This is a genomic window from Anaerocolumna sp., assembly GCF_032079385.1.
GTDB lineage: Bacteria > Bacillota > Clostridia > Lachnospirales > Lachnospiraceae > Anaerocolumna.
Genome location: NZ_DAMAUC010000038.1, coordinates 18,891 through 32,558, shown reverse-complemented (window position 1 = coordinate 32,558; position 13,668 = coordinate 18,891). Strand labels below are relative to the sequence as shown.

The 13,668-nt window shown below is 33.6% G+C and carries 10 protein-coding genes; 3 read left to right on the top strand and 7 right to left on the bottom strand.

Annotated features, from left to right (window positions below; genetic code table 11):
- Positions 1–115: 115 nt before the first annotated feature.
- The 4 genes from RT261_RS19790 to RT261_RS19775 form a co-directional block, all read right to left on the bottom strand.
- Positions 116–1,315, bottom strand: a complete 1,200-nt coding sequence (locus tag RT261_RS19790; protein WP_313134863.1) for a Wadjet anti-phage system protein JetD domain-containing protein — start codon at positions 1,313–1,315, stop codon at positions 116–118.
- Positions 1,302–4,661, bottom strand: coding sequence for an ATP-binding protein (locus tag RT261_RS19785; RefSeq protein WP_313134862.1), 3,360 nt, complete (start codon positions 4,659–4,661; stop codon positions 1,302–1,304). The genes RT261_RS19790 and RT261_RS19785 overlap by 14 nt, the downstream gene beginning before the upstream one ends.
- Positions 4,621–5,277 carry a DUF4194 domain-containing protein gene (locus RT261_RS19780; protein WP_313134861.1) on the bottom strand — a complete coding sequence of 219 codons (657 nt, stop codon included), beginning with the start codon at positions 5,275–5,277 and terminating at the stop codon, positions 4,621–4,623. Before RT261_RS19780 ends, RT261_RS19785 begins: the two co-directional genes overlap by 41 nt.
- A 114-nt stretch (positions 5,278–5,391) precedes the next feature.
- The gene (locus tag RT261_RS19775; RefSeq protein ID WP_313134860.1) at positions 5,392–6,765 is read right to left on the bottom strand and encodes a Wadjet anti-phage system protein JetA family protein; all 1,374 of its coding nucleotides are present in this window, start codon (positions 6,763–6,765) and stop codon (positions 5,392–5,394) included.
- A gap of 528 nt (positions 6,766–7,293) precedes the next feature.
- Here RT261_RS19775 and RT261_RS19770 point away from each other — a divergent pair.
- Positions 7,294–7,881 (top strand): TetR/AcrR family transcriptional regulator, encoded by a 588-nt coding sequence (locus RT261_RS19770; protein WP_313134859.1) that lies wholly within the window; start codon positions 7,294–7,296, stop codon positions 7,879–7,881.
- Positions 7,878–8,483: a hypothetical protein gene (locus RT261_RS19765; protein WP_313134858.1), complete on the top strand. Its 606-nt coding sequence runs from the start codon at positions 7,878–7,880 to the stop codon at positions 8,481–8,483. Before RT261_RS19770 ends, RT261_RS19765 begins: the two co-directional genes overlap by 4 nt.
- Positions 8,484–8,556: 73 nt before the next feature.
- On the opposite strand, the gene RT261_RS19760 is transcribed toward RT261_RS19765, so the two are convergent.
- From RT261_RS19760 to RT261_RS19750, 3 genes are all read right to left on the bottom strand, one after another.
- The gene (locus tag RT261_RS19760) at positions 8,557–9,207 is read right to left on the bottom strand and encodes a CPBP family intramembrane glutamic endopeptidase (protein WP_313134857.1); all 651 of its coding nucleotides are present in this window, start codon (positions 9,205–9,207) and stop codon (positions 8,557–8,559) included.
- A 655-nt stretch (positions 9,208–9,862) separates the two neighbouring features.
- Entirely contained in the window at positions 9,863–10,759 is an 897-nt protein-coding gene (phaZ, locus tag RT261_RS19755; protein ID WP_313134856.1) for an intracellular short-chain-length polyhydroxyalkanoate depolymerase, read from the bottom strand.
- 149 nt (positions 10,760–10,908) lie between these two features.
- A complete protein-coding gene (locus RT261_RS19750; protein ID WP_313134855.1) occupies positions 10,909–12,147 on the bottom strand; it encodes a glycosyltransferase family 2 protein in 1,239 nt (412 codons plus the stop codon).
- Between the two features lie 406 nt (positions 12,148–12,553).
- Between RT261_RS19750 and RT261_RS19745 the strand changes: the two genes are divergently transcribed.
- Entirely contained in the window at positions 12,554–13,663 is a 1,110-nt protein-coding gene (locus RT261_RS19745) for an acyltransferase (protein WP_313134854.1), read from the top strand.
- The last annotated feature ends 5 nt before the right edge of the window (positions 13,664–13,668 follow it).

Sequence of the window (13,668 nt, the reverse complement as noted above, 5' to 3'; positions counted from 1 at the left end):
ATTTCTATATGGAACAAGCAATATACAATATCCCCCACTCTCTATGGTCTGAATATCCCATATTGTGCAAAACGTACTATTGTCAATAAGCTAACTTTGTATTATAATAACCAAATTATAAGTAGGCTTCCTGTTCTATTACCAACCCGGTTTCAATGATCAAGTTAATTAATTCCTGAAGCATAGGTTCTTTCAATTTATTTAATTTTTCCAATGTAGCTGTCTCTATAGGTTCTCCGTAATTCTTATACTTCTCAAATGTATCTTTATCCATCCTATAGGGCTTTAGCTGGGGGAATATTCGATTCTTAATATATCTGAAGATGCAAACTCCTCCAAAGTCTAAATCTCCACTATGGAGATAGGTAACTGGCTGTTCTAATAAACTATCAGCCAATTCTTTTAAAAATTTCCTCTCAAGGGGTGAAAAGTAACCGTGAGAGAATATAATCAGAGTCCCCTCTTCCATTGGTTCTGCTGTGAAATTAGCTTTATTCTCTATAGTCAGAATCTTTGTAATCTGAGGATTATCCAGTATAATCGCATTTTTAATTGTCTGGGAATTCAGTACTGTGCCATAAGGGAAGCAACCTGTATCAATTACGCTTCCTTCCACCTCTATTCGTAGTTTTCCTTTAATATTAAGTTCTTGTGAGTATTCCTCAATATAGAGTTGGTTTAGTATATCCGAATCTTCCATAGAAGAATCCATGGCTTCTTCAACGGAATCCGCATATTTTCTGGCAATGCTGATTATCTTTTTCTGTAGTTCTTTTTCAAATACCTTGGAGTTGTTTAAATACCGTTTACTGAATACCCTCTTAAACATAGGGCTTTCCAATTGATCCAATCCGTATAAACATTGATAGAACTGTTTCATCTTTTCCAGGTCATTTTCACAATCTCCCTTTTTAAGATTTTTGTGGCAATCTCCCTTTTCCAGCTTCGGTAGTACTTCTAACTTAATATAGTTTCGTATCCATGATTTCTTAAAGATATGGTAATATTTCATCACCATATCTTTTTGCTCGGCTACAGATATATATTTGGGCTTTCGTCTGGACATTTGATAAAAGTAAGTCATGTTGGATAACGGATATTCTACTTTTTCAATATCAACATTATAATAGCCTTTTACCCATCTGATTTTTAGAAGTTCCGAGCATTCTAACTCTTTAGCCTCATCTATTAATGTTGCTTTTCCTACTATTTTATAATGCTTTTCTTCAATCCGAAAACTTGCATTACCGGAGGTTTCATTATTCCACTTAGAACTTCTCTCATATTGATCTATAATAAGATCAAGTAGTTTCATCTTCCCCATCACCTTCCACGGTTAACAATTCCTGAAATTCCTTTTTCTCAAATTCCTGTATTGAGATACGATTTTTGTTTGGATTTGCAAAGACAAAAGTTTTATCTACATTGTCTACGTAATTTTGGATTTTATCGTTGGTAGCACTGATAACCGCCTGGAATCCCAGTTTTCGTATCAATCGGATACTGCTGCCAACCTTTTCTGCATCCATTTTGGAAAATGCCTCATCTAACACTACCAGTCTTGGTGTGGGTCTTCGTCGTATGTTTGCTTTTAGATTAATACGGTAAACCTGGGCAAAGCTTGCCAGTAAGGCAACATACAATGGATTTTGTCCCTCACCGCCGGAATTCTTGGTAAGCATTTTACTTAGACGCATTGGAGGCATCCCCTCTACTAATTGCTCCATATCAAAAGACAGATAGGTTCGGTAGTCCGCATATTTCTCCATGTTCATTCTTGCTTCTTCTAATAGTTTTGGGTCACTATTTTCCGGTGGCATAAATAATTCAATTAATTCATTGATTAAATCACTGTAATCTTTCTCATGCTGTAAGCTGAATATGTCTATTTGGTTATCATTTTTACCAGATAATTGGTGAGGATTAATGTCCAGGTTCTCGTCCATAAACATATCATAGAACTTTCCATCTTCCCCTCTGTTTTTGGTAATAATAAACCGATATTTATCCTTACCAAAGTCTAGTTGTGCCAATATCCGGTTTAAATCTTCTTTCTGCTGCATTACTTCTTTTATAGCATCCCGGATTTTATATACAAAATCTGTTTTAAAATGATAAACAGCCTGCTTTGCCTGTTCATTGGCTTTCTCTGTATATTCACTCAATTTATCGCTTACTAAATTTTCCAATAATTGATTATATTCTTCATTATCTTTAGAAGTTAATGAAAATCCACGGAAAGAGTAGCTGTTACGGTATTCTTCTCTTTTTAATACCAGCTTGTTAAATTCTTCATCCCTTTTTCTTTCGCTATCCTGCTTTTTGTTTAACAGCTCAAAACGGATACTATCAGTTTTTCTATAGCCTTGTTCTTTCATGAAAGAATCATATGCGGCTTCTCTGGCTTCCTCCAGAGAGAATGCATTTTGTTTTTGAAGCAGCTCTTCATTTAAGGTAAGCAGGGTATCTTTAAAACCATTTAGCTCATGATTCTTTGTTCTTAATTCAACGACGGATGATTCTTTTTGTTTTGTTTTGGAACGAATGGTTTCTTCTAATAAGCGTTGTTTTTCTATTAGTGCATCAATGTCTTTTTCTTTTAATTCCTTAATTTTTCCCTCATACTCCCGTTTCTTCTCTTCCTGTTTCCCAATCTCATGGATTTCTTTTACTATCTGAATTAAGGAATCTGTTTCTTCTGATAGGTCTTCATAATTTAATATATCCGTAATCTTTCTCAATTGCTCGTCCAGAGGTCTTTTCTGTATCTTCAATTCTGATACATCATGCTCTAACTGTCTTAATCTTCTTTCTATGGAACTTCTCCCAATATAAGCATATTCCGTGTAATTACGGGGATTTATATGCTGTAGTTTGTAGCCTTGATATAGTACACAATCCGCTGTGATTCCGCTTTTATTCTCACGCAGTTCCTCTATATTATCGCATTTTATAACTGCACCTAATAGAAAGTCCACATAAGCCCTTACATATTCTAAGTCTGTTTCCACTTCCTCAGCAAGAGATTTCGTCATAATAGCTTTGTTATCTCTTAATACTTTTTCCGTATCAATAACCGCTGCTTTATAATACTTTTGAGGTTCCAAACTTTGGTAAAGCTCCATAGCTTCTTTGGCATATTGAGGGGGGACAACCAAACCAAGTTTATTATTTCCCATATACCCTTCAATAGCATTCAGCCAGCGTTCATCTTTTACTTCCAATACATCTGCCAGAATATCAACCTGTACCGGCTCCTCATGATGTTCTTCCAGCTTCCTTTTTATAAAACCTTTGGCCTCTAACAGATAGGCCGGGTACGCCTTTTGTCCATTTTGAAGAGTAATAATTTGTTTGGTTATATCAGCTATAGAATTCCTTATCTCTTGAAGTTTTAATGATAATTCTTCTTTATCTCTCTCAAGACCCTGCCTGATTTCCAAAATACCGGACTTGATTTTTTCCACTTCATAGGAGGAAGCCTCGTAATTAGTGAAATGAAGGATTCCTTCCTCCACAACCGGCTCTAACAATTCCGCAGCCAACCATGACTTCAGTCCATCGGCAATTTTATCATAAGCAGCCTTATTACGGTACATAAATTCCAGTACCTGATTTAATGCCTTTAATTCAGCCTCAAGGGAATCATAACCGCTGTTTTGAATGGTAAGCATAACTTCATCTCTTTGTTTCTGAAAGCTTACAAGTTCTTCTTCCAACCCTTTTATGGATTGTTCCAAAAGGGAAACATCCTGTTCATAATCCTGTTGCTTTCTCTGAATATATTCCAGTTTACCTTCCAAATTCTTAATATCTAATCTATCTATATTGTACTGGTACTGAATTCCATTATCCTCATATATCCGGTACTTCTCAAACTGATCCTGTAACTGTGTCAGCATTCGGATTTCATTTTTAGTATCTTCTAACCTTCTTTTTAACCTAGTATACCCGGCCGCACTATCCTGCATATCTTCAATATGAATATCATTTTCCGTACAAATATAATTCTTTACAAATTCCTCTAGCTTCATATCCATTTTAAAAGGTATGGCCTTTTTAAAAAGTGCAGGAAAATGTTTTGGATGCAATCCTCCAAAATAATTACTGTACAATTCATTCCTAAATTTTTCGTTGGTTCTGCTAAAATAATACTCTTCTTTCGGATAATTTTCTTTCATATACTCTCTTAACTCATTAACAGAGAATACTCTTTCCCCATCCCGGTAGCAATTAGGTAAAAACTTTCCTACATGCCAGAAGAACATACGGTTAATATCATTTACAGACACATCAACATCAAATATCACTCCAAGGCTTTGATATTTACCGGTTTCCGTATCCTGAAACTCCAAAACGATGGTGGAAGAAAAGTTTTTGTTACGAAGATAACTGATTTTATTATCTTCCTGAACCACTTTCATACCCCTAAGGTATTCTATTAAAGTTCTGTCGGAGTCTTCCTTCGCCGCCTTGTTAAAGAAACCACGTCCGTTGGTGTCCGCATACAATACGATTTGTAAAGCGTCTAATACGGTGGACTTACCACTTCCGGAATGTCCGGTAAAGAAGTTGATTTCTTGATGAAAAGACAGTACCTTTTCATTAATATAGTGCCAATTATTCAGACACATCCTGGTCAGTGATTGAAATCTGTCCATCCAGCAATTCCTCCTCTTCTTCCTCTTCCTCCTGATATTGCTCAATGATGCCGGCAATGGCTTGTCCATCCAGTACCAAATTAACAACAGGGTATATAATAAATCTGGTATCCCCCTCTAAACTCCCCATTTCATCCAGAATTTCGATAACCTGATATTTTTTTAGTGCTGTTATGGTTCTGCGTACCTCTGTAGGTGATATGGATTTATTATTCCATAGACGAAAAAGTTGTATCTTTTCATAAACCTCATTTAAAGTTGTATATACATGAATGGAATTAGAGGCTACATTCATTTGCTCATCAAATATCAGCTTTAATATTAGTATGAAAATAGTTGTCAATTTACTTAGTTTCTCCCCTTGCAGGTTTCTGGACTTTAAATAAATAACACTAAATTGACGGTTCTCTATTAAATCTATATCCGATATCCTAAAATACTCTTTTATAAAGTCTAAATGTCTTTCGCAAATGCGGTATACTTTATTTGGTAAATAACGTTCGGTTTTATTATCGTATTTTCGCTCCAGTATAAATGTCTGGTTTATTAAAACTTTGATAGCTTCTGTTAATTCTTCTTTTTCTTCATCCAGGAGTTCTTTATAATATGGAAACATATTTTATCCTTTCTGTTCTACTATTTTTCTAATAATTGTTATCCTCTAATTTAACAAGGCAACTTATTTATACAGATTTATTTAACCCTCGCAGATAATGAACTCAAAGTCAGATTAAATCTCATTTCTCTCAAATATCATATCCGGGTAAGTATACTTGCCACTTGTAATCTTCCCCTTTACACCAGGAACCACATGAAAAGGACTCTTCTTACGCATACTATAATCATAAGCCAGGATCAATAATTCAAATTCTTCATCTGTGGTAATTGGATGCTCTTTAATACGAAATATTCCATTATCCATCTGCGTCATAATAAACTGTTCAATCTGTATCTGACTATATCTGTTTTTATTTTTATTGATTTGCAAAATGGCCTCTTTCGATAATTCTTCCTCTACCTCTTCTTCCACTTCTACGGTGTCTTCAAATACTTTATGCTTTCCTCTTTTTTTATAAAAAGACTCATTGGATACAATAGTAAGATCATGAATCAGAATCGAATCCGATACTTGTGAAAGGATTTTGCTATTATCTTCTCCGGATAATAGATTTAAGAGAGCAACAACATTTCCCTGAATACTATCATCATTACTTAAGAGATACTCCAGCCGGCTTACTGTGGCTCTGACATACTTGCTATGCTCTGTGTCAATATGAGCAATTCTCTTTTCCATATTCAGAATGCCCCGTTCTATTTCATAAATAATGTCCAAAAATTCATTTTCAATATCTTCTTCCTGTTTTCCTTCCGCCATCATTTTTTGCTTTAATATGTACAATCTACTCTCATCATCCTGTATGGCACGAAGAAGTTTTTTAATATCATTTTTGTAAATATAAAAATTATCACTGGTTTTTAATAAACTGTACTTTTTATTAATTATAGCTTCTACATAAATATCCAAATGTTCTTCCAGAAGTTCTTCATAATTCTTCTTCTCCAGTAAAGTTCCAAAAAACTGATCCATATTATGAAGCATATCCTGCAAAGACCGGTTTAGCCTGGTTGTATTAACCATAGCTGTTTTTAATAGATCCATTCCGGCTTTGGTATCATAATAGAAGGAGTAAATATTGGTATACACATTCTGAATGTACAAATCTGTATCACTGGAATCCGGATTACTTAATTTCTTAAATACCTCAATAAATGCAGAAGCATAGTCGGGAATTACAATATTGGTTTTAAAGGAACTATAATCCTCCACTTTCTTTAACCAAGTAAAACGAATCAGCTTATTAATAATCTTTGTAGCCATAGGCTCCATACTATCTAAATCCTGTTCGTCATCATCTGCAGATATATCTATAATACGGTCAGAAAAATGTTCCGCAATAATCTGAATGCAAGTTTCTTTTGTCAAAAAATAATTGTTATATAAATATTCATCGTATATAGCCATAAGAGATTCTATATAAATATACCGGTTTTTAGAATAAAACAAATTCCAAAATAGCTGTGAAATCTTTAGTATTTCTTTCATGTGCAGCTCCTTAGTATCTAAAGTAATTAATAGGAAAGAAAAATGTATTCTTACTACCTAACAGTTAATAAGAATACAAAATAACATTAATATTATAACATAATTTGATTCCGATTTCACTTATTGAAATAAATTTTGTCGTAATAGGCTGCTTTTCCCAGTACGAGTAATTACAATTAGGGACAAAAATAGTAAGTTTTTGAAATTCTTCTCTATACCCTCCCTAAGCAGAGAAAAGGCACTAATAAAGATATAATACTAAACATGTCAGTAATAAGCCAGGATAGCGAGCCGATGAACTATTAAGAAGTTCTAATTATTAACCCATTTCTTTAATTGATTTAATAAATATTTCCAAAGCGTATTGACTTACTGAACAGTGTTCAGTATACTCTATTTAACACTATTTAAATGAATTGTATAAAAATTAGATTTATCTCAAAGAAAATTGTAAATCAATTTACTTTGCAAACATTATGCTTGCGCCCAAATTCGCAGGAGTTGGAAGCATGTAGGGAATGAGGTAATATGAAAAATACGGCCAACGCAAAAGAAAACATTATAAAAGTAACTACTGAATTAATTGAGGAAAACAACGGTAATATCGAAAACATTACTGCACGGACAATCGCTCAAAAAGCAGGTGTTGGATTAGGTCTGATAAATTATCACTTCGGAAGTAAAGAAAATCTAATTACCACCTGTGTCCAACGCATTATCGAAAAAGTAATCGCAGGATTTGATGCAAAAAAGGAATATGCAACAGATAAGGAACGCCTGATTGGTTGGGCAAACCATGTTTTTGATTTTCTTTTTGAACATTCTGCAATTTCTCGTGTTTCCATACTTGGAGATATGCAGAATTATACTATGGATTGTAATTCCATTCGCTCTCAAAGAGGCTTTATGCTTGCCCTTACAAAAGAATTTGAAGATAAAGATAAACCTTTATTATCTTTTATACTTACAGCCACAATGCAGGCAGCATTTTTAAGCGGAACTACCTCACAGGAGTTATTAGGGTACGATTTTACAAAACAAAATGATAGAAGTGCTTTTATTGAAAGATTAGTAACCATGATTCTAGAAAATAATAGAAACGAGGTATCTTTATGAACAGAAAAATAGCAATGTACGCTTCCCTTATCAATGTAATTGCTGTCATAGGATTTGCCCTATCCATGTTGTTAGGTACGAATTGGGGAAGTTATTTTACTTCCATATTTATTGCTTTTAGTTTTGTACCAATGATAAGCGGTTTCTGCGCTTACGCAAAGAAAGAAGCAAAACTAGCTGCCTATACCGCAACAGGTTTTGCAATTATGTACGCAACAATAAACGTTTTAGTTTATTATGCTCAAATAACAACCGTCCGCCCAGGTAATTTATCAGAGCAAGCAGACCGTATCCTTAATTTTCAGCAGTTTGGACTATTTTTCAATTATGATATGTTAGGCTATGCCATGATGTCATTATCCACCTTCTTCGCAGGACTGACCATCGATGTGATATCGAAAGCAGATAAGTTCTTAAAAGCATTATTGCTAATACACGGAGTATTTTTCATATCCTGCTTTATTATACCTATGCTTGGATTGTTCACTCCTGATAGAGAAGGAGCAGCTTGGATAGGTACAGCTATATTAACGTTTTGGTGTGTCTATTTTATACCTGTAGGATTGTTGTCTTATTCCTATTTTTCAAAATACAAAGATTGAGGTAGAAGCAATAAAAACGCCACGGTTCCTACTTTCAGGACCGCGGCACATTGTTGAGTTGGACCACATATCTTTAAATGTGTGAAGTAAAATCAAGAATAGCATGAACAAGAATTGGAATTAATAGTGTGCCGCCTCGCAAATACATAACAGAAAACACTAAACCTGATATCACACCGCCTAAAAGAACACTCAATATGGCCATAAGAGGATTCACATCAAGTATCGCAATTGGAACTATTGCGTGAATTAGACCAAAAAGAAGACCACAGGTAAAAATCGCTTGGTTCTTTGTAATTGTTTGTTTGAACCAATGAAACAAAAATGCTCGAAAGACGATTTCCTCGACGCATGAGATAATAAATAAATAATATATGGCAACATATATTCCGCTATAAGTATAGTCACCTCTTATAATAAACAACAATATATATATAGAAAAAAGAAAAGATAAAATCCGTGGATGTACTAGCCGGATGCCCATATCAGTCCATTTTATTTTATGTATTGACATTATAATAACCATTACCACAATTGGAACACTTACTAATATCAAATCGCCACAAATTCTGGATAATATGTTGATTTCTGAAATATCACTTATTGGTATAAATAAATCATACTTTGGTAAGAAGTGTTTTATGGTGAATAATTGATATATAAAGTAAATTGATATATAAAATACACCAATACCTAAAATATAACTACTTTTTTTATTTGCCATGATTTATGTTCCTTTCGATGAATTCAAAGCAAGTGATTTCACTACAAGACTATGTGTTTTACAGATCGTCATTAAAACATTGTCAAGAACCTTAAAAGTAAAAATAAATGCGACTATTTCAAATTTATCGCACATCACATGTATGTCATAAAAAAGATCCACGCACCTTTTATTATAGATCAATGCTCTGCCTTGAGTATTTCATCAACATATTTATGAATACTGCTATAATGTGTAACAATGATGATTATTTTATCGCACTTTATCTTGCTTAAATATTCCATAAATTTATTTTTACTCACATCATCCATTATTATCTCTTTAACGGTGATTATTGTTTAATGTTTACAAATAGTAGCCAATACACAGCTTTGCCCTCAAAACTTAAATTAAACTTCGAGAATAGGGGATATAGGTTTCTTGTGACTTTGGGAAATTCGTTATGGTTCTTATATTATAGGAATCGCGCTAATATTGAAAAATCGAGATGTTTGACGAGGCAACGCCGAGGAGTTCTCGATTTTTCAATATGCTTTAAGCGATTACTATAATATTAGAACCATCGAATTTTCCTATGGAACAAGAAACCTATATCCCCTATTCTAGAAGTTCTCATTAACCTTACGTGGACAAAGCGTCCTACTGCGTTCAATTTTTATTTTTCTAAGAAATCAACTAAAACTTTTATGAATTCCTCCGTTTTGTCCACCATAGGTGCATGACCACAACCTTCAAATTCAGCAATTACTGCCCTGTCACCCAACCCGTCTTTTATGGTTTGGAATTGTTCCTTGGATACGACAATATCATTGGTGCCTTGGATCACTAACACAGGTCCTTTGATTTTATCTACGTCACCAGTACCTTCCACTACTCCACTGTGTTCATGAGTCATGTTAAAGGAGGTAAGCGCATAATCTGCTTCTACCAGATTTCTTTGTTTAAAGGTAGCTTCCAGATATTTATCATAGGTTTCAGGGTCTATATTGTTGGATGTATAGATACTTGCATCAAAGATTTGCTTTAGCGTTACCTTATCTCTATTCTTATATACATTTAAAACCGGTGCTGCAATTAATGGATCTTTTGCGATTTCTTCCATCGTTGTTATTCTTTCTGCAGATGGTTTAAAATCAGGACCGGTTTTATATAGAGGATAACCTTTTATTCCGACAGAACCGGATACTGCTGCTTTTCTTACATGATCCGGATAGTCTGCTGCAAATTGTAAAACCACTCCTCCACCCAGGGACCAGCCAAATACATCAAACTCTTTTAAACCGAGTTTGTCTGCTAATAATTTAACATCTCCCGCTAATTCTTTTAAAGAGCTGATTGGAGTGTTATATGTACTGTCACCATACCCTCTTAAATCCGGTGCATATATCTTATAACCTTCTGGCATATTATCCATAATAATGTCCATATGGACAGAAGAACAATAATTCCCATGAATTAAAAGTAATACTTTACTTCCCTCACCCATCTCTCTGTAGGCAATAGTTTCCCCATTGGGTAAATCAACAGATTTTAAAAATGCTTTTTTCGCCATAAAAAGCTCCTTCCCATTAGATTATTTTGTACATTATACCATGTCTTTCTATAAAATAACAATTAACTTTCTATAAAATAACCAAAAGCCGGAGATATATTATTGGCATAAATAGTTTATCTTGTTTGAGATTTTAATTCTAACCTGATTTACAGATTAAGCTGGGTACGTTCTATTTTATTCCAATTATTCGTATGAACAAAGTAACTGATTGTCCCAAAAAATGCATAAATAACTCCTAGGAAACGATATGTAATGCATTCATATAATGCAAAACCAATAAACTTAATATAGTCCTTTATTGAAAACACATAGTTATAACGATACAATACAAAGAAAACTGTTATATTCTGCAGAAATGACGTGCAGAAGGAAAAAAGCACCAGTATCTTTAACGCCCATATCCCTGACGTTGGAGCGAAAAGAAGTAAAAATGGAATAAGAATGGTGGAAAAAGATACAAGGGTTCCTAATATAAAAGAATCAAATAAAAGATACATGGATGTAAGGAAGCTAAAGTTATTGAACAGGTCATTCCAATAATGGATAATACAATCTATAAAAGCCCGCTGCCATCTAAATCTTTGATTAATCAGGTTCTTAAAATCTTCCGGACACTGTGTATAGCAGATAGCTTCCGGAATAAATAACATTCGTTCCTTTTTATTGTTTTGTTTCATGTATTTTTGAAACTTAAGGGTAATGTCCATATCCTCCCCTACTGTCTGTCTAAATCCATCAACTCGGAATAGTACTTCTTTTTGAAAAGCTCCAAAAGCTCCTGCTATAACTGTAATGGCATTTAAGCAGGAATGGGTATATTTATTAAGACAGAAGCCTGTGAGATATTGTATAATTTGATGTCTAATTAAGAAATTGGTATGTTTTAAAGACGGCCTTAAAGTACCGTTGTCATTCTCAAATCCTTGTGCTATATGAACCATACCTCCCACTGCAATTACTTTTTCTGAAGAATTAAAAGCATGGCTAATGTATTTCAAAGAATCCTTTTCGAGTAAACTATCAGCATCCAAAGTAATCACAATATCATTGGTACTGTAGTCAATTCCGGCATTAAGTGAGTCCGCCTTTCCCCCATTCTCTTTGTCTATTACATAAACATTGGAATAAACGGTAGAATGATAAAATCCTTTGACTCTGGCATAATAGAGCTTGCGGGCACATCTTCGCTCATCTATTTCCAAACCCAATGATTCTGTCAATTCCGACAAGGTTTGATCTGTTGACCCATCATTGATAATAATAATTTCATGATGTGTATAATTTACATTTACAAGACTTCTCAAACACCTATGAATCACCAGTTCTTCGTTATAAGCAGGTACAAGAATAGTAAGCCCTTTTTCTTCTTCACTGGCCTTATTCATAGCTGTTCTGTCCGGTTTTTCTTTTAAAAGCGGGATAGTAATATAAACGAGCTGGAAAATAATAAATAAAACAAATAAGACATGCATATTCTAATTTCTCCCTTCACCTTAATGAATAGATTTAAGTATAATAGCTTTTTTTAAAAAATCAAATTCATGGGAAAAATTTTTTTCGTCTTTTTTACTGTTTTTAACAGTTAATTCAAGAATATATTTGTATATATTTTCATTTATCTTACAGAATGTCAAATTATTATCAAAGATATTTCCTCAAAAGTCGAGCAAAAATGCAATACTGTTTATGGAAATCATAGAAATTTATGGAATAAACCGAATTTGACCATTTTATTTTTTTGTGTATAATCTTAATCATAATTTATAAATATATTACATAAGGGGTAATTATATGGAGAAATTGCAAAAAAAATCAAAATTGCAGCCAAGGAGAAAAAACAGAATCCTATATCTGGATATTTTACGTGTTTTATCCATTATTGGTGTAATAGCGATTCATACGGTAGCAGGTAAGGCACAGGATATTAACGTATTAGGAGAATCTGGCTGGTGGTGGGCCAATGTCGTAAACAGCATTACGAGATGGGCGGTTCCTGTATTTTTTATGATTAGTGGAGCTTTAATATTAGATAGCCCCCATTTGGATAATATTCCACATTTTATAAAGTCACGTTTTCTCAAAGTAGGTATCCCGTTTCTAATATGGTCTATTATCTACTCTCTAATTATGCAAATTTATATTTTGGGAAACAAAATTCATTTTCCAGAGATATTGGGTATCCTTTTTATGAATATTCTATTAGATAAATCATATTATCATCTATGGTTTGTTTACGATATATTTATTATTTATTTGATATCGCCCCTTTTAAAGAAAATAGTGGTTCACTCCACTAAAAAAGAATTTGAGTATTGGTTAGGACTATGGTTTGTTTCCACTATTTTATATACTTTAATTCAAAGTCTAGTGGCATTCTTTGGAGGACCAGCGTATTTTTATGTTCATATTCTGAATATACCCTTTGCTTTTGGCTTATCAGGATATTGTATTCTGGGTTATTATTTGCATCACAATGATTTATCCAAAAAAATGAGGATTATTATTTACATAGGAGCACTTATCTCTGTACTTTTGACTGTTTTTGGAACATATTTTATTTCAATTTCTAAAAATACGTTAAATGAAGGCTTATATTCTCATTTTGCCGTAACCACGGTTACCATCTCAATTGCCATTTTTATTGCAGCAAAAAATATTAACTGGAACGGATTTTTAACGGAAAGCTTTCAAAAGCTTTTGGGAACTTTAAGTAATGCAACATATGGAATCTATCTGATTCATATGGTACTAATCATTGATTTTTCCGGTCGTTTAACCTTTTTAGCTGAAAAATCATACGCATTTTATACGATAGCTTTAATTATCATTAGCTTCACATTAAGCTTTGTACTGGTAAAATTGATACAATTAATCCCTCGTGTGGGAAAGCATTTGATCTAAGAACC

Excerpts from the sequence above, each read along its gene's own strand:
- RT261_RS19790 (WP_313134863.1), bottom strand. The coding sequence starts at position 1,315 with ATGAAACTACTTGATCTTATTATAGATCAATATGAGAGAAGTTCTAAG.
- RT261_RS19785 (WP_313134862.1), bottom strand. The coding sequence starts at position 4,661 with ATGGACAGATTTCAATCACTGACCAGGATGTGTCTGAATAATTGGCAC.
- RT261_RS19780 (WP_313134861.1), bottom strand. The coding sequence starts at position 5,277 with ATGTTTCCATATTATAAAGAACTCCTGGATGAAGAAAAAGAAGAATTA.
- RT261_RS19775 (WP_313134860.1), bottom strand. The coding sequence starts at position 6,765 with ATGAAAGAAATACTAAAGATTTCACAGCTATTTTGGAATTTGTTTTAT.
- RT261_RS19770 (WP_313134859.1), top strand. The coding sequence starts at position 7,294 with ATGAAAAATACGGCCAACGCAAAAGAAAACATTATAAAAGTAACTACT.
- RT261_RS19765 (WP_313134858.1), top strand. The coding sequence starts at position 7,878 with ATGAACAGAAAAATAGCAATGTACGCTTCCCTTATCAATGTAATTGCT.
- RT261_RS19760 (WP_313134857.1), bottom strand. The coding sequence starts at position 9,207 with ATGGCAAATAAAAAAAGTAGTTATATTTTAGGTATTGGTGTATTTTAT.
- phaZ (WP_313134856.1), bottom strand. The coding sequence starts at position 10,759 with ATGGCGAAAAAAGCATTTTTAAAATCTGTTGATTTACCCAATGGGGAA.
- RT261_RS19750 (WP_313134855.1), bottom strand. The coding sequence starts at position 12,147 with ATGAATAAGGCCAGTGAAGAAGAAAAAGGGCTTACTATTCTTGTACCT.
- RT261_RS19745 (WP_313134854.1), top strand. The coding sequence starts at position 12,554 with ATGGAGAAATTGCAAAAAAAATCAAAATTGCAGCCAAGGAGAAAAAAC.